Raw genomic sequence first — 16129 nt, forward strand, 5'->3', positions numbered from 1 at the left:
CGCGTCGAGCCTACGAGAACCGCCGGAGGCGCGACAAACGCCGCTCCGTCGCGCCGGGCAGTCGGGCCGGGGCTCTGTCGGAGGCCGTCGTTACGCTGGGGGCATGACCATGCAGCAGGCCGGACTCCGCTCCGGGGCGACTCCGCTCGCCGTGCGGATGCGGCCGCGCAGCCTCGAGGAGGTCGCCGGCCAGCGCCACCTCCTGACGCCCGGCTCGCCCCTGGTCGCCCTCGCCGCCGACACGACGGGGGAGCGGGGAGCGGTGTCCGTGATCCTCTGGGGCCCTCCAGGCACGGGCAAGACCACGCTCGCGCAGGCGGTGGCCCACTCCAGCGGCCGCCGCTTCGTCGAGCTCTCCGCCGTCACGGCGGGCGTGAAGGACGTGCGGCAGGTGATGGAGGAGGCACTCTCCACCCGCGACCTCTACGGCACGTCCACCGTGCTCTTCCTCGACGAGATCCACCGCTTCACCAAGGCGCAGCAGGACGCACTGCTGCCCGGGGTCGAGAACGGGTGGGTCATCCTCATCGCGGCCACGACCGAGAACCCCTCGTTCTCGGTGATCGCGCCGCTGCTCTCGCGCTCGCTCCTGCTGACCCTCGAGCCGCTCAGCGACGACGACCTGGGCGTCCTGGTCGACCGCGCCCTGCACGACGAGCGGGGTCTGCGCGACTCGGTGACGCTGGAGGAGGAGGCCCGGGCGAGCATCGTGCGGCTCGCCTCCGGAGACGCCCGGCGGGCGCTGACCGCGCTCGAGGCCGCCGCCACCTCCGCCCGCTCGGAGGCCCGCGAGGCCGACCGGGTCGCCCGCGCCGCCGCCGCGGAGGACCCGGACGAGGAGGACGAGGACGACGAGGGCGCTCCCGTCGAGGCCGCCGCCGAGGAGCCCGCGCTCCCCGTGATCACGACCGAGGTCGTCGCGCGCGCCGTCGACCGCGCCCTGCTGCGCTACGACCGCAACGGCGACGAGCACTACGACGTCATCAGCGCCTTCATCAAGTCCATCCGGGGCTCGGACGTCGACGCGGCGCTGCACTACCTGGCCCGGATGATCGAGGCGGGGGAGGATCCGCGGTTCATCGCCCGCCGCATCATCGTCTCCGCGTCCGAGGACATCGGCATGGCCGACCCGCAGGCGCTCGTCGTCGCGATCGCCGCGGCCGACGCCGTGCAGTTCATCGGCATGCCGGAGGGGCGCATCCCGCTCGCCCAGGCGGTCGTGCACCTGGCGACCGCCCCGAAGTCGAACGCGTCCTACTCCGCCATCGACGCGGCCATCGCGGACGTGCGCGCTGGCCGCGCGGGCCGGGTGCCGGCGCACCTGCGCGACGCGCACTACCCCGGCGCCAAGAAGCTCGGCCACGGGAAGGGCTACCGGTACCCGCACGACGCCGACCTCGGCGTCCTCGAGCAGCAGTACCTCCCGGACCCGCTCCAGGGCGCGCGGTACTACCGGCCCACCGAGCACGGCAACGAGCGCGACGTCTCCGCACGACTGGCGAAGCTCCTGCGCATCATCCGCGGCGACCGGGGCTGACCGCGCCGACCGCGAGCTCGCGCGACCCGCACGGGAGGCCGTGGCCTGATAGTCTTGCGAGGTTGCCCACCGCTCTGTAGCCGAGCGGAGCAGCGCATCCCTCTGAATCGCGCAGCCCGCCACTGCGGTCACCCTTCCCCCGCACCCGCGGAGGACACGACCGCGGCGTCCGCCCTCCTCCCGGAGCCGGCGGTCGAGAGCTGCGACCGAACCTCTCAGACCTTGGAAGGACCACTGTGTCGACCACGTCCCGTACCCGCTCGAAGACGCGCCTCTCGCGCGCCCTCGGCATCCCCCTGACCCCGAAGGCCGCCCGCTACCTCGAGAAGCGTCCCTACGCGCCCGGCGAGCACGGCCGCTCGAAGCGCAAGGCCGACTCCGACTACGCGGTCCGCCTGCGTGAGAAGCAGCGTCTGCGCGCCCAGTACGGCATCCGCGAGAAGCAGCTCCGCATCGCCTTCCAGGAGGCGCGCCGCACCCAGGGCCTGACCGGTGAGAACCTGGTCGAGCTCCTCGAGATGCGCCTCGACGCCCTCGTCCTGCGCTCGGGCTTCGCCCGTACCACCGCGCAGGCCCGCCAATTCGTCACCCACCGCCACATCATGGTGGACGGCAAGACGGTCGACCGCCCCTCCTTCCGCGTGAAGCCGGGCCAGGTCATCCACGTCAAGACCCGCTCCGAGGGCACCGAGCCCTTCCAGGTCGCCGCCGCCGGTGGACACGTCGACGTCCTCCCCAAGACCCCGGGCTACCTCGAGGTCGAGATCGACAAGCTGCAGGCGACGCTCCTGCGCCGCCCGAAGCGCGCCGAGGTCCCAGTGACCTGCGAAGTGCAGCTCGTCGTCGAGTACTACGCGGCCCGCTGAGTCCAGCCCCGCAGAGAAAGGCCCCGGTGTCCGCACCGGGGCCTTTCCCGTTCCCGGGGTCGCGATCCGGAGTGCCCGCCGCGCTCCGAGAGTCCCGCGCTGCGCCCGATCCGGCCGTCGCGCCCGAGCCGAGCGCCCGTCCCCGCGTCCGACCCTCTCGCGGGCCGTCGGTAGGCTGGAGTGCCGCGCTGGGTGGCATCGAACGGAGGTCACCGTGACCGGTGGAGACATCGCAGGGCTCATCGCCGCGGGGGTGTTCGCGATCCTGGTGGCGATCACCGCCGTCCCGCTCTGGAAGCTCGGACGCGTCTTCGACAGCACGAGCGAGGCCATCAAGCAGGCCAGCGACGGACTGACGCCGATCCTCGACGAGTCGGCCTCCACCCTCCGCGAGGCCAACCACCAGCTCGCGCGGGTGGACACGATCACCAAGGACGTCGCCGAGGTCACCGGCAACGTCAACGCGCTCGTCGCCCTCACGGCCGCGACCGTCGGCGGTCCGCTCATCAAGCTCGCCGGCTTCACCGCCGGAGTCCGCGCCGTGCTCGTCGCCGGACGGACGGCCGACAAGGCCGGAGCCGCGGTCGGCCGCTCCGCCGCGAAGCGCACGAAGCGCCCGCGCTCGAAGTAGCGCCGCGCCCGCGCCCTAGAATCGAACGGGTCGTCGCGCCGTCGCGCCCGCCCCGCCGCTGTGGAAGGACACCCCGTGAAGAACATCCTCCTGATCGTCATCGGGATCGGCCTCGGATTCGCGGTCGCCCACCAGGTCTCGCGCACCGAGGCGGGCGCCCGGCTCTTCGCCGACATCAACCGCACCGCGAAGGAGCTCGGCGAGGCCGTCTCCGAGGGCTACCACCAGCGCGAGGCCGAACTGAAGGCCGCCATCGGCGAGGGCTGACGCCCCGCCGCCCGACATCCGCGTCGTCACCGACCGAACCGTAACGGAACCCATGCAGACCGCAGACATCCGCAACCGCTGGCTCGACTTCTTCGGGAGCCGCGGCCACACCGTGGTCCCCTCCGCCTCCCTCGTGAGCGAGGACCCGAGCCTCCTCTTCACCGTCGCCGGCATGGTGCCGTTCGTGCCCTACCTCACCGGAGTGGTCCCCGCGCCCTACCCGCGTGCCACCAGCGTGCAGAAGTGCATCCGCACCAACGACATCGAGGAGGTCGGCAAGACGCCTCGTCACGGCACCTTCTTCCAGATGAACGGCAACTTCTCCTTCGGCGACTACTTCAAGGAGGGGGCGATCGGCTACGCCTGGGAGCTGCTCACCGGCGCCGAGAGCGACGGGGGACTGGGCTTCGACGAGAAGGACCTCTGGGTCACCGTCTACAAGGACGACGACGAGGCGATCGCGCTCTGGAAGACGATCGCGGGACTGCCGGACGAGCGCATCCAGCGCCTGGACAAGGACACCAACTACTGGTCGACCGGCCAGCCCGGCCCCGCGGGCCCCTGCTCCGAGATCTTCTTCGACCGCGGCCCCGCCTACGGGATCGACGGCGGCCCGGCGACGGACGACGACCGCTACGTCGAGATCTGGAACCTCGTCTTCATGCAGTACCTCCGCGGCGAGGGCACGAGCAAGGTCGACTTCGACATCCTCGGCGAGCTGCCGCGCAAGAACATCGACACCGGCATGGGCCTCGAGCGCGTCGCCTTCCTCAAGCAGGGCGTCGAGAACATGTACGAGATCGACCAGGTCCGTCCGGTCCTCGATCGCGCCGCCGAGCTCTCGGGCCGCCGCTACGGAGCCGTCCACGAGGACGACGTCCGCATGCGCGTCATCGCCGACCACGTGCGCTCCTCGCTGATGCTGCTGTCGGACGGCGTGACGCCGTCCAACGAGGGGCGCGGCTACATCCTCCGCCGCCTGATGCGCCGCACGGTGCGCGCCATGCGCCTGCTCGGAGTGGACACCGCGACGTTCCCCGAGCTCTTCGCCGCCTCGCGCGACGCGATGGCGTCGGCCTACCCCGAGGTGTCCACGGAGTTCGAGCGCCTCTCGACCAGCGCCTACGGCGAGGAGGAGGCGTTCCTGCGCACCCTCGCGGCCGGCACCGAGATCCTCGACCTCGCGGTCCTGAAGACGAAGAAGGCCGAGTCGCCGACGCTGCCGGGCGACACCGCGTTCCTCCTGCACGACACCTTCGGGTTCCCGATCGACCTCACCCTCGAGATCGCCGAGGAGTCGGGTCTGACGGTCGACCGCGAGGCGTTCGACTCCCTCATGACCGCGCAGCGCACGCGTGCGAAGGCCGACGCGAAATCGAAGAAGTCGGCGCTGGCCGATCTCTCGGTCTACGCCGACTTCCGCGCCCACGGCGAGACGCTGTTCACCGGCTACGACGTGCTCGACACCGAGACGCGCATCCTCGGCCTCATCGTCGGCGGGCACTCCGTCACGAAGGCGGTCGCGGGCGACATCGCCGAGGTGATCCTCGAGGCGACCAGCCTCTATGCGGAGTCGGGCGGCCAGGAGGCCGACGCCGGCCGCATCGTCGGCTCCGGCTTCGATCTCGAGGTCCTCGACGTGCAGAAGCCCGTCAAGGGGCTCATCAGCCACAAGGTCCAGGTCGCCAGCGGCGAGGTCGGAGTGGGCGACGCCGCCACCTCCGTCGTCGACCGCGACTGGCGCCGGGGCGCCACGCAGGCGCACTCGGGCACCCACCTCATCCACGCCGCGCTGCGCCAGGTGCTCGGCCCGCAGGCGCACCAGTCCGGCTCCTACAACAAGGCGGGCTACCTGCGCCTGGACTTCTCGTGGAACCAGGCCCTCTCGCTCGAGACCCGCAGCGAGATCGAGGAGATCGCCAACACGGCGATCCGGGACAACCTCGAGGTCGTCACGCGCGAGCTCCCGATCGACGAGGCGAAGGCGCTCGGCGCGATGGCCCTCTTCGGCGAGAAGTACGGCGACGTCGTCCGCGTGGTCGACATCGGCGGGCCCTGGTCGCGTGAGCTCTGCGCGGGCACCCACGTCGGGCGCTCGTCCGAGGTCGGCGTGATCAGCCTGGTCAGCGAGTCCTCGGTCGGATCGACCAACCGCCGCGTCGAGTCGCTCGTGGGCCGCGAGGCCTTCCAGGAGCTCGCCGCCGAGCGCGCCCTCGTCAGCACGATCTCGTCCTCGCTGAAGACCCCGCGCGAGCAGCTGCCCGAGCGGATCGGCGAGCTCGTCGCGAGCCTCAAGGCCGCTGAGAAGCGGATCGCCGCGTTCGAGGCGAAGGCCCTCGCCGACCGGGTGCCCGCCCTCGCCGCGACCCGTCGCACGGTGGGCGGCACGACCGTCGTCGCCGAGAGCATCGGCACCGCGGGATCGACCGACGAGCTCCGCTCCCTCGTGACCTCCGTCCGTGAGCGGCTCGGTCAGGAGCCGGCCGTCGTCGCGCTGGCCGCCGACGTCTCGGGCAAGCCCGCGGTGATCGTCGCCACCAACCAGGCCGCCCGCGACCAGGGCCGCCGCGCGGGTGCGCTCGCCAAGCGCGCCGCCGGGATCCTCGGGGGCGGCGGAGGCGGCAAGGACGACCTCGCCCAGGGCGGCGGCTCCGACGTCGCCGCCATCGGCGCGGCACTCGAGGCCGTGGTGCAGGAAGCGACCAGCTGAATGGGCCGGTTCGGCGTCCGGCTCGGCATCGATGTGGGCCGTGCCCGCATCGGGGTCGCCCGCTGCGACGCCGACGGCCTGCTCGCGGTGCCCGTCGAGACGGTCGCGCGGGCGGGCACTGACGGCGGATCCTCGGACGTCTCCCGGATCGCGCACCTCGCCGCCGAGTACGATGCCCAGGCGATCATCGTCGGACTGCCGTTGTCGCTGTCGGGGGCCGAGACGGCCTCGACGGAGGACGCGCGCGGATTCGCTCGACTGCTCGCCGAGGCGGTGCCCACCGCTCCGGTGCGGCTCGTCGACGAGCGGCTGTCGACGGTCACCGCTCAGAGCGCCCTGCACCGCTCCGGACGCACCACCCGCGGCTCCCGAGCCGTGATCGACCAGGTCGCCGCCGTGGTGATCCTGCAGCACGCCATCGATTCCGAGCGCTCGGCCGGCACCCCGGCCGGAGTCCTGCTCGAACCGAACGAAGGACCTCCCCGTGACCGACGTCCCCCCGAGCCGCCGCGACGCCCGCGCCGCCGAGCAGGCGCAGCCGACTCCGCCCGACCCGACTCCGGAGCAGCAGCCCGCGCCGACTGAGGCGCACGATCCGCTGGGCCGCCTCTTCACCGGGCCCGACGTGCCCGAGCCCCGTGGCCGCGACGACGCGGCCGCGTTCGACCCGGACGCGCGCCCGAAGCGTCGCCGCGCGGCTCGCGCGACGGGCGGCGCGAGGAAGCGCCGCAGCCGCCGCGGGCTCATCGGCGGGCTTCTGGCCTTCGGCGTCTTCGCCGCGCTCGTCGCCATCGCCGTCACGATCTTCCTCGAGCCCGTGCGCGGCCTGTTCGCCGAGCCCGAGCCGACCGACTTCACCGGCACCGGCTCGAGCGAGGTGCTGTTCACGATCCACCAGGGCGACGGCGGCAGCGACATCGCCAACAACCTCGTCTCGGACGGGGTCATCAAGTCGTACGACCCCTTCTACGACCTGCTCCTCGCCCAGAGCCCGGAGCCCGTCTTCCAGCCCGGCGCGTACTCGCTCAAGGCCGAGATGAGCGCCAAGGCCGCACTGTCGGCGCTGCTCGACTCCGAGTCGACGCGCCTCGCGAACACCTTCGTCATCCCCGAGGGGACGGCGCTCAAGGAGGCGCTGCCGCTCATCGCGGACGGCACCGGGGTCGCGCTGACGGACCTCGAGGCGGCCGCCGCCGACTGGGGCTCGTTCGGGCTCCCGGCCGGGGCGACGAGCCTCGAGGGGTTCCTGTTCCCCGCGACCTACGACATCGACCCGTCGACGCCGGCGCACGACATCCTGAAGACGCTGGTCGACCGGATGTACCAGTCGCTCGACCAGGCCGGCGTGCCGGCGGACGACCGCTACCGCGTCGTGGTGTTCGCGTCCCTCGTGCAGCGCGAGGCCCGCGTCGCCGAGGACTTCCCCAAGGTCGCGCGCGTGTTCCAGAACCGCCTCGACCAGGGGTGGCGCCTGCAGTCGGACGCGACCGTGGCGTACGGCACCGGCGCGACCGACCGCGTCTCGACCACGGACGCCGAGCGGAACGACGCCGGCAACGTCTACAACACCTACCAGCGCGACGGCCTGCCGCCCGCGCCGATCTCGAACCCGGGCGACGTGGCGATCGACGCGGTCATGCACCCCGCGGACGGCACCTGGATGTACTTCGTCACGGTGAACCTCGAGACGGGCGAGACGGTCTACTCCACCACCGACGCCGAGCACAACGCGGCCGTCGACCAGTGGCAGGCCTGGATGCGGGACCACCCGGAGTACCAGTGACGGCCGCCGGGTACCGCCTCGCGGTCCTCGGCGCGCCGATCGCGCACTCGAAGTCGCCCGCGCTGCACGCGGCCGCCTACCGGGTGCTCGGACTCGACTGGAGCTACCGCGCCGTCGAGACGACGGAGGCGACCCTCTCCGAGGTCGTGTCCGGTGAGCCCTGGCACGGACTGTCGCTGACCATGCCGCTCAAGCACGCGGTGCGACCGCTGCTGGCGGAGGAGGACGCGGTCGCCCGGGTCACCGGCGCGGTCAACACCGTGCTGGTCGACCGCTCCGGCCCGGCACCCCGCCTCCGCGGGTTCAACACCGACGTCGCGGGCATCGTGCGCGCCCTCGCCGAGGCGGGCGTCGTCTCGGCGGAGCGCGTCCAGGTGCTCGGCGGGGGAGCGACCGCCGCCTCCGCCCTGGCCGCCGCCGCCGAGCTCGGCGCGGCGCGGGTCGACCTCGTCCTGCGGACGGCGTCGAGGGCCGTCGAGCTCGCTCCGCTCGCGGAGTCGCTCGGCGTCCCGCTCTCGGTCCGCTCCTTCGCCGACTGGTCCACCGGAGCGCCACTGGTGATCTCGACGCTCCCCGGCGGGGCGGCGGACGGCCTCGACGTGCCCGACGCGGCGGTCGCGGGCTCAACCCTGTTCGACGTGGCGTACTCCCCGTGGCCGAGCGCGCTCGCCCGGCGCTGGGAGCAGGGCGGCTCCCCGGTCGTCTCCGGGCTCGGGATGCTGCTCCACCAGGCACTCGTGCAGGTGCGGATCTTCGTCGGCGGCGACCCGGTCCTGCCTCTCGATCGCGAGGACGAGGTGCTCGCGGCGATGCGCCGAGCTGTCTCGGCGGGTCCGGCGCACTGACCTCGTGTGCCAGAATCGGAGGATGCTCCGTTGGCTCACGGCCGGGGAATCCCACGGTCCCGAACTCGTCGCCGTCCTCGAAGGACTGCCGGCGGGCGTCCCCGTCTCCCTTGACGACATCCGCGCCGATCTGGCGCGCCGGAAGCTCGGCTACGGCCGCGGAGCCCGGATGAACTTCGAGCAGGACGAGCTGACGATCTCCTCCGGCGTCCGGCACGGAGCGACGATGGGCAGCCCCATCGCCCTGCGCATCGGCAACACGGAGTGGCCGCGCTGGGTCGACGTCATGTCGGCGGAGCCCCGTGACCCCGAGAGCCTGCCCAAGGGCCGCGGCGCCGCGCTCACACGGCCCCGCCCGGGCCACGCCGACCTCGTCGGGATGCAGAAGTACGGCTTCCCCGAGTCCCGCAACGTGCTCGAGCGCGCCTCCGCCCGCGAGACCGCGGCCCGCGTCGCCCTCGGCGCCGTCGCCCGCCGCTTCCTCGGCGAGCTCGGCGTCTCGCTCGTCAGCCACACCCTCGCCATCGGGCCGGTCCGCGTGCCCGAGGGCTCGCCGCTGCCCGGCCCGGCCGACGTCGCCGCCCTGGACGCGGATCCGCTGCGCTGCCACGACGCCGCGACCAGCGCCCTCATGGTCGCCGAGGTGGACCGCGCCCACGACGACGGCGACACTCTCGGCGGCGTGGTCGAGGTCCTCGCGTACGGTCTCCCGCCCGGACTCGGGTCCTACGTGCACTGGGACCGTCGTCTCGACTCCCAGCTCGCGGCGGCCCTGATGGGGATCCAGGCGATCAAGGGCGTCGAGGTCGGCGACGGCTTCCTCACCACCACCCGCCGCGGCTCGGAGGCGCACGACGAGCTCTTCCAGTCCGCCGCCGGCATCTCCCGGTCCAGCGACCGGGCCGGCGGCACCGAGGGCGGGATGAGCACGGGGACCGTGCTGCGGGTCCGCGCCGGCATGAAGCCGATCGCGACCGTGCCGCACGCGCTGCGCACCGTCGACGTCGCCACCGGCGAGGCAGCCGGCGCTCACCACCAGCGCTCCGACGTCTGCGCGGTGCCGGCGTCCGGTGTCGTCGCGGAGGCGATGGTCGCCCTGGTGCTCGCGAACGCCGTGCTCGAGAAGTTCGGCGGCGACAGCGTCACCGAGACCCGCCGCAACCTGCAGGGCTACCTCGCCGCCATCCCCGACGAGCTCCGCACGGCCGCCGCGAGCGACCCGGGTCTCGGGCTCGCCTGATGGCCGCGTCCTCGGCGGCCCGCTGATGGCGGGTCACGATACCGGCGCGGCCCGCGCCCGCCTCGTCCTGATCGGCCCGATGGGCGCCGGCAAGACGACGATCGGCAAGCGGGTCGCGAAGGCGCTGAGCGCCGGGTTCGTCGACTCCGACGCGGAGTTCGTGCGCACCCACGGCCCGATCGCCCCCTACTTCGACGCCCACGGCGAGCCGGCCTTCCGCCGGGAGGAGCGCCGTGTCGTCGAGCGCGCCGTCCGACGCGACGTGGTGCTGAGCCTCGGCGGGGGAGCGGTGCTCGATCCCGCGACGCGCGCCGACCTCGCGGACGTGCCCGTCGTGCTCCTCACCACCACGGCCGAGGCCGTCCGCGACCGGCTCGGCTCCGGCTCCCGCCCGCTGGTGCGCGGCGGGGTCGGCGACTGGGTCCGCATCTTCGACGAGCGGCGCCCGGTCTACGAGTCCCTCGCGGACACCGTGGTCGACACCTCCCGGCGGCCGATCACCCTGATCGCCGCCGAGATCGCGGAGTGGGTGCGCGCGCAGCGCCCCTCCGCCACCCCTGCACCATCGGACCCGGCGGCCACGAGCCGCCCGAGCGGAAGACAGTCATGAACGACGGCACCACCGCCATCCCCGTCGCCGGAGAGAACGGCTACGACATCCACGTCGGGCGCGGACTCCTCGACGGCCTCGCCGACGCGATCGGCCCCCGGGCCGCGAAGGTGCTCATCGTGCACCCGCCGACCCTCGCGGTCCTCGCCGCCGAGATCCGCGAGAGCCTGCTCGAGCGCTACGAGGTGCTGCTCGCCGAGGTGCCGGACGCCGAGGCCGCGAAGCGCGTGGAGGTGGCGGCCTTCTGCTGGCAGGTGATGGGGCAGTCGGACTTCACCCGCACGGATGTGGTCGTCGGCTTCGGCGGCGGCGCGATCACCGACCTGGCCGGCTTCGTCGCCGCCACCTGGCTCCGCGGGGTCGACCTGGTGCAGGTGCCGACCACCGTGCTCGGGATGGTCGACGCGGCCGTCGGCGGGAAGACCGGCATCAACACGGCCGAGGGCAAGAACCTCGTCGGCGCCTTCCACGCGCCGCGGGCGGTCGTCGCCGACCTCGACGTGCTGACCAGCCTCCCGCGCAACGAGATCCTCGCCGGCTTCGGCGAGATCGTGAAGTACGGGATGATCGCCGAGCCGCGCATCCTCGACATCATCGAGTCCGACATCGACCTGGCCACCGACCCGACGTCGGAGGAGTTCCGCAGCCTGGTCGAGCTGTCGATCGGGATCAAGGCGCGGGTCGTCGGCGAGGACTTCACCGAGAAGGGCCTGCGCGAGATCCTGAACTACGGGCACACCCTCGGGCACGCGGTCGAGCACGCCGAGCGCTACCAGTGGCGCCACGGCGCGGCCGTCTCCGTCGGGATGATGTTCGCGGCGGAGCTCTCGCGCCTGACCGGATCGCTCAGCGACGCGGTGGTGGACCGCCAGCGCCGGGTCCTCGAATCGCTGACCCTGCCGACGAGCTACCCGCTCGGACGATGGGAGACGCTCCTCGCCGCGATGCAGCGCGACAAGAAGACCCGCGCGGGGATGCTCCGCTTCGTGGTCCTCGACGACATCGCCCGCCCGAGCATCCTGCAGGGGCCGGAGACGTCGCTGCTGTTCGCGGCGTACCAGGAGATCGGATCGTAGGTCCGACTCGGCTGAGCCCGGGCGGCGCCGTTGGGGCGATTCGCATGCGGCGTCCAGACTCCTCTGCCGACGGGGCCGCGTCGACTACACTCGACGGGTCAGCCGGACCGGCCGATATCGCCGCGCCCGCGTACCGGGCTCGCCGGCGCAGACTTCCACCGAAACGGATCCCCCTTCGCATGGCCTCTACCACCGACATCAAGAACGGCACCGTCCTCAGCATCGACGGCCAGCTCTGGAACGTCATCGACTTCCAGCACGTCAAGCCGGGCAAGGGCGGCGCCTTCGTCCGCACCAAGATGAAGAACGTCCTCACGGGCAAGGTCGTCGACAAGACCTTCAACGCGGGCGCCAAGATCGACACGGCCAACGTCGACCGCCGCGACTTCCAGTACCTCTACCGCGACGGCGCGGACTTCGTGTTCATGGACACCAGCGACTACGACCAGATCACCGTCCCCGAGGCGGTCGTCGGCGACGCGGCGAACTTCATGCTCGAGAACCAGAACGTGACCCTCGCCCTGCACGACGGCGACCCGCTCTACATCGACCTCCCCGCCTCGGTCGTCCTCGAGATCACGTACACGGAGCCGGGCCTCCAGGGCGACCGCTCGACCGGCGGCACCAAGCCCGCGACGGTCGAGACCGGCTACCAGATCCAGGTCCCGCTCTTCCTCGAGCAGGGCACGAAGGTCAAGGTCGACACCCGCACGGGCGACTACCTCGGCCGCGTCAGCTGAGCCGGGCCTCCCGTGAGTGCTCGCACGAAGGCGCGCAAGCGCGCCCTCGACATCCTCTACAACGCCGACGTCCGGCAGATCAGCTTCGCCCAGTCGCTGCGCGCCGAGGCCGAGCGAGCGGCGAACGAGCCGGCCCGTGAGGCCTCGTGGCTCTACGCCCGCGAGATCGTCGACGGGGTCATCGACCACGCTGACGAGATCGACGAGCTGATCGCCCGGCTCGCCCAGGGCTGGACACTCTCGCGCATGCCGCTGGTCGACCGCGCGATCCTCCGGATCGGGGTGTGGGAGATCCTGCACAACGACGCGGTGCCCGACGGCGTCGCCATCTCGGAGGCCGTCGAGGCCGCCACGTCGCTGTCGACCGACGACTCGGCGGGCTTCATCAACGGGCTCCTCGCCTCCGTCGCGGAGTCCCGCACGACGGCCTGACCCGCCCCGGAGACATGCTCGGCCCGCCGGATCCCCGTGATCGGGCGGGCCGAGGTCGTTCCCGGGCTGCCCGTCCGGCGGGCCGCGCGACGGCCCCTATACTCGACACGGCTTTTCCTTTAACAGCCGTCCTGTGAGGCGGGGAAGGAGGTCGGTGTGACGGCACGAATCGTGCTCAACGGCGCTGACATCACGCGAGCGCTCACGCGCATCGCCCACGAGATCCTCGAGTCGAACCGCGGCCCCGAGTCGCTGGTCGTCCTCGGCATCCCGACGCGCGGCGTCGCCCTCGCGAGGCGCATCGCCGAGACGATCGCGCGGATCGAGCCGGACGGTCCCCCCGTCTTCGCCGGCTCCCTCGACGTGACGATGTACCGCGACGACCTCTCCCGGCACCCGGTCCGCACCCCCGCGCGTACCGCCGTCCCCGCGAGCATCGACGGCCGGACCGTGGTCCTCGTCGACGACGTCCTCTTCTCGGGCCGCACCATCCGCGCCGCCCTGGACGCCCTCAGCGACATCGGCCGTCCGCGAGCCGTGCGGCTGGCCGCGCTGGTCGATCGCGGACACCGCGAGCTCCCGATCCGGGCGGACTTCGTCGGCAAGAACCTGCCGAGCAGCCTGAGCGAGCGGATCAACGTCCGGCTCGTCGAGACGGACGGTGAGGACCTGGTCGCGATCGAGTCGCAGGCCACCGGCGAGGAGACGGCTCCGTGAAGCACCTGCTCTCGACCCGGGACCTCGACCGCGCGAGCGCGATCGCACTCCTCGACATCGCCGAGGACATGGCGGACGTGCAGAACCGCGAGGTCAAGAAGCTGCCGACCCTGCGCGGGAAGACCGTGGTCAATCTCTTCTTCGAGGACTCCACCCGCACGCGGATCTCGTTCGAGGCGGCGGCGAAGCGGCTCTCGGCCGACGTCATCAACTTCAGCGCGAAGGGCTCCAGCGTCTCCAAGGGCGAGAGCCTGAAGGACACCGCGCAGACGCTCGCCGCGATGGGCGCCGACGGAGTGGTCATCCGCCACAGCGCCTCCGGAGCCCCTGCGGTTCTGGCGGCGAGCGGCTGGATCGACGCCTCGATCCTCAACGCCGGCGACGGGACCCACGAGCACCCGACTCAGGCGCTCCTGGACGCGTTCACCATCCGCCGGCGCCTGCACGGCGCCTCCGCGTCCCGCGGCAAGAGCCTCGACGGCGTCGCGGTCACGATCGTGGGCGACGTCCTGCACTCGCGGGTGGCGCGCTCGAACGTCTGGCTGCTGACGGCGCTGGGCGCCGAGGTGACCCTGGTCGCACCGCCGACCCTCGTGCCGGTCGACACGCGCGACTGGCCCGCGACCATCCGCTTCGATCTGGACGAGGCGATCGACACCGGGCTCCCCGACGTCGTGATGCTCCTGCGCATCCAGCTCGAGCGGATGTCGAGCGGGTTCTTCCCCAACGGCCGGGAGTACGCGCGGATCTGGGGCCTCGACGACGAGCGGCTCGCCCGGCTGGGTCCCGATACCATCGTCATGCACCCCGGACCCATGAACAGGGGCGTCGAGATCTCCTCGGCGGCCGCCGATTCGAGCCGCTCCACGGTGCTCGAACAGGTCACGAACGGAGTGTCCGTCCGGATGGCCGCGCTCTACCTGCTGCTGTCCGGCGAACGGGAGGTCCACTGATGAGCACTGCCCAGCCGCTTCAGAGCACGGCGCCGGAGCGGATCCTGATCTCGGGAGCGACGCTCGCCGACGAGTCGACCGCCGACCTGCTGATCGACGGGGGCGTGATCGTCGAGATCGGCGCCGACCTCGACTCGCGCGGGGCCCGCGTGATCGACGCCGACGGCCTGCTGGCGCTGCCCGGCCTGGTCGACCTGCACACCCACCTGCGCGAGCCGGGGTTCGAGCAGAGCGAGACGATCCTCACCGGCACGCGAGCTGCGGCCGCCGGAGGCTTCACCGCCGTCTTCGCGATGGCGAACACCTCGCCGGTGCAGGACGCCGCGGGCGTGGTCGAGCAGGTGCAGAGCCTGGGCGAGGACGCCGGCTACGCGACGGTCCGCCCGATCGGCGCGGTGACCGTGGGTCTGGCGGGGGAGTCGCTCGCCGAGCTCGGCGCGATGGCCCGCAGCCGCGCGGCCGTGCGGGTCTTCTCGGACGACGGGAGGTGCGTCTCGGACGCGCTGCTGATGCGCCGCGCTCTCGAGTACGTCAAGGCGTTCGACGGAGTCGTCGCCCAGCACGCGCAGGAGCCGCGGCTCACCGTGGGCGCGCAGATGAACGAGGGCGCCGTCTCCAGCGCCCTCGGCCTGCAGGGCTGGCCCGCCGTGGCCGAGGAGGCGATCATCGCCCGCGACGTGCTCCTCGCCGAGCACGTGGGCTCCCGCCTGCACGTCTGCCACGTCTCGACCGCGGGCTCGGTCGACGTCATCCGCTGGGCGAAGGCCCGGGGGATCGACGTGACCGCCGAGGTCACCCCCCACCACCTGCTCCTCACCGAGCAGGCCGTCGCCGGCCAGGACGGGCCGAGCTACGACGCCCGCTTCAAGGTGAACCCGCCGCTGCGCCGCGACGAGGACGTGCTCGCCCTCCGCGAGGCCCTCGCCGACGGCACCATCGACATCGTCGCCACCGACCACGCGCCGCACCCGGTCGAGGCGAAGGACTGCGAGTGGGACGCCGCGGCGTTCGGCATGGTCGGCCTCGAGAGCGCGCTGAGCGTGGTGCACGCCGCCGTCGTCGAGGACGGGCGGATGAGCTGGTCCGACGTCGCGCGCGTGCTCTCCTCCGCCCCCGCCCGCATCGGCCGGCTCGACGGCTACGACCGCGGCCTCGCCGTCGGGGCCGCCGCGAACGTCGTGCTCTACGACCCGGAGGCGCGACGCCGCTTCTCCGTCGAGGACCTGCGCGGCCGCAGCGGCAACTCCCCGTACCTCGGTCGCGAGCTGCCGGGCCGCGTCGTCGCCACCCTCCACCGGGGCTTCCCGACCGTGCTGGACGGCGAGGTCGTCGACGCGGCGGTCGTCGCCGCCTCCGCGAAGGCCTCCCGTGGATAGGGCCGCGATCACGATCGTCATCGCCGCGGTCGTCGTCCTCGTCTTCGTCGGCATGCTGCTCTCCTGGCGCGCGCGGCGCCGCCGCTCGGCCGCCCTCGCGCCGGAGCCCGTGCCCGCGTCCTCGCTGGGCGCCGAGGTCGAGCGCGTCGACCTCCCGTACGTGGCCACGACCCGCTTCGAGCAGCCGCTCGAGCGCGTCGTGCTGCCGGGGCTCGGCTTCCGCGGCAACGCTGTGCTGCGCCTCCACGAGCGCGGACGGGTCGAGCGCGAGCACCTGCTCGGCGGTCACCGACTCGGGCAGCACGTGGACGTCGAAGCCGCGCTCCGCGAGGTAGTTGACCGTCGA

15 protein-coding genes and 2 pseudogenes are annotated in these 16129 nt (G+C 72.7%); all 17 read left to right on the forward strand.

The window, feature by feature from the left end:
- Positions 1 to 103: 103 nt before the first annotated feature.
- Complete coding sequence (locus tag C5C37_RS13135; RefSeq protein ID WP_104225330.1) at positions 104 to 1537, forward strand: replication-associated recombination protein A; 1434 nt, start codon at positions 104 to 106, stop codon at positions 1535 to 1537.
- A 236-nt stretch (positions 1538 to 1773) separates the two neighbouring features.
- Entirely contained in the window at positions 1774 to 2403 is a 630-nt protein-coding gene (gene rpsD, locus C5C37_RS13140) for a 30S ribosomal protein S4 (protein ID WP_068210518.1), read from the forward strand.
- Between the two features lie 214 nt (positions 2404 to 2617).
- Positions 2618 to 3034, forward strand: a complete 417-nt coding sequence (locus tag C5C37_RS13145; protein WP_104224759.1) for a DUF948 domain-containing protein — start codon at positions 2618 to 2620, stop codon at positions 3032 to 3034.
- A gap of 75 nt (positions 3035 to 3109) precedes the next feature.
- The gene (locus C5C37_RS13150; RefSeq protein WP_104225329.1) at positions 3110 to 3301 is read left to right on the forward strand and encodes a hypothetical protein; all 192 of its coding nucleotides are present in this window, start codon (positions 3110 to 3112) and stop codon (positions 3299 to 3301) included.
- Positions 3302 to 3353: 52 nt separating this feature from the next.
- Complete coding sequence (gene alaS, locus C5C37_RS13155) at positions 3354 to 6011, forward strand: alanine--tRNA ligase (RefSeq protein WP_104339047.1); 2658 nt, start codon at positions 3354 to 3356, stop codon at positions 6009 to 6011.
- A pseudogene (gene ruvX, locus C5C37_RS13160) lies at positions 6012 to 6485 on the forward strand (Holliday junction resolvase RuvX); the annotation flags it as partial.
- A gap of 10 nt (positions 6486 to 6495) precedes the next feature.
- A complete protein-coding gene (gene mltG / locus C5C37_RS13165; protein WP_104225327.1) occupies positions 6496 to 7794 on the forward strand; it encodes an endolytic transglycosylase MltG in 1299 nt (432 codons plus the stop codon).
- Positions 7791 to 8639 carry a shikimate dehydrogenase gene (locus C5C37_RS13170; RefSeq protein WP_258059240.1) on the forward strand — a complete coding sequence of 283 codons (849 nt, stop codon included), beginning with the start codon at positions 7791 to 7793 and terminating at the stop codon, positions 8637 to 8639. Before mltG ends, C5C37_RS13170 begins: the two co-directional genes overlap by 4 nt.
- A gap of 22 nt (positions 8640 to 8661) precedes the next feature.
- A complete protein-coding gene (aroC, locus tag C5C37_RS13175) occupies positions 8662 to 9879 on the forward strand; it encodes a chorismate synthase (RefSeq protein WP_104246778.1) in 1218 nt (405 codons plus the stop codon).
- Positions 9880 to 9904: 25 nt separating this feature from the next.
- Entirely contained in the window at positions 9905 to 10489 is a 585-nt protein-coding gene (locus C5C37_RS13180) for a shikimate kinase (protein ID WP_104225325.1), read from the forward strand.
- Positions 10486 to 11565, forward strand: a complete 1080-nt coding sequence (aroB, locus tag C5C37_RS13185; RefSeq protein ID WP_104224752.1) for a 3-dehydroquinate synthase — start codon at positions 10486 to 10488, stop codon at positions 11563 to 11565. The genes C5C37_RS13180 and aroB overlap by 4 nt, the downstream gene beginning before the upstream one ends.
- A gap of 179 nt (positions 11566 to 11744) precedes the next feature.
- On the forward strand, positions 11745 to 12305 hold the full coding sequence (efp, locus tag C5C37_RS13190; RefSeq protein ID WP_068210208.1) for an elongation factor P: 561 nt from the start codon (positions 11745 to 11747) through the stop codon (positions 12303 to 12305).
- A gap of 12 nt (positions 12306 to 12317) precedes the next feature.
- Entirely contained in the window at positions 12318 to 12737 is a 420-nt protein-coding gene (gene nusB / locus C5C37_RS13195; protein WP_104224751.1) for a transcription antitermination factor NusB, read from the forward strand.
- A gap of 156 nt (positions 12738 to 12893) precedes the next feature.
- Positions 12894 to 13454, forward strand: a complete 561-nt coding sequence (gene pyrR / locus C5C37_RS13200; protein ID WP_104224750.1) for a bifunctional pyr operon transcriptional regulator/uracil phosphoribosyltransferase PyrR — start codon at positions 12894 to 12896, stop codon at positions 13452 to 13454.
- Positions 13451 to 14407 carry an aspartate carbamoyltransferase catalytic subunit gene (locus tag C5C37_RS13205; protein ID WP_104224749.1) on the forward strand — a complete coding sequence of 319 codons (957 nt, stop codon included), beginning with the start codon at positions 13451 to 13453 and terminating at the stop codon, positions 14405 to 14407. Before pyrR ends, C5C37_RS13205 begins: the two co-directional genes overlap by 4 nt.
- Positions 14407 to 15783 (forward strand): dihydroorotase, encoded by a 1377-nt coding sequence (locus tag C5C37_RS13210; protein WP_104339049.1) that lies wholly within the window; start codon positions 14407 to 14409, stop codon positions 15781 to 15783. The genes C5C37_RS13205 and C5C37_RS13210 overlap by 1 nt, the downstream gene beginning before the upstream one ends.
- Positions 15776 to 16129: pseudogene (locus C5C37_RS13215) on the forward strand (hypothetical protein); the annotation flags it as partial. The gene C5C37_RS13210 and the pseudogene C5C37_RS13215, both read left to right, overlap by 8 nt.

The sequence above is a fragment of the Rathayibacter sp. AY1F9 genome (assembly GCF_002932155.1).
GTDB lineage: Bacteria > Actinomycetota > Actinomycetes > Actinomycetales > Microbacteriaceae > Rathayibacter.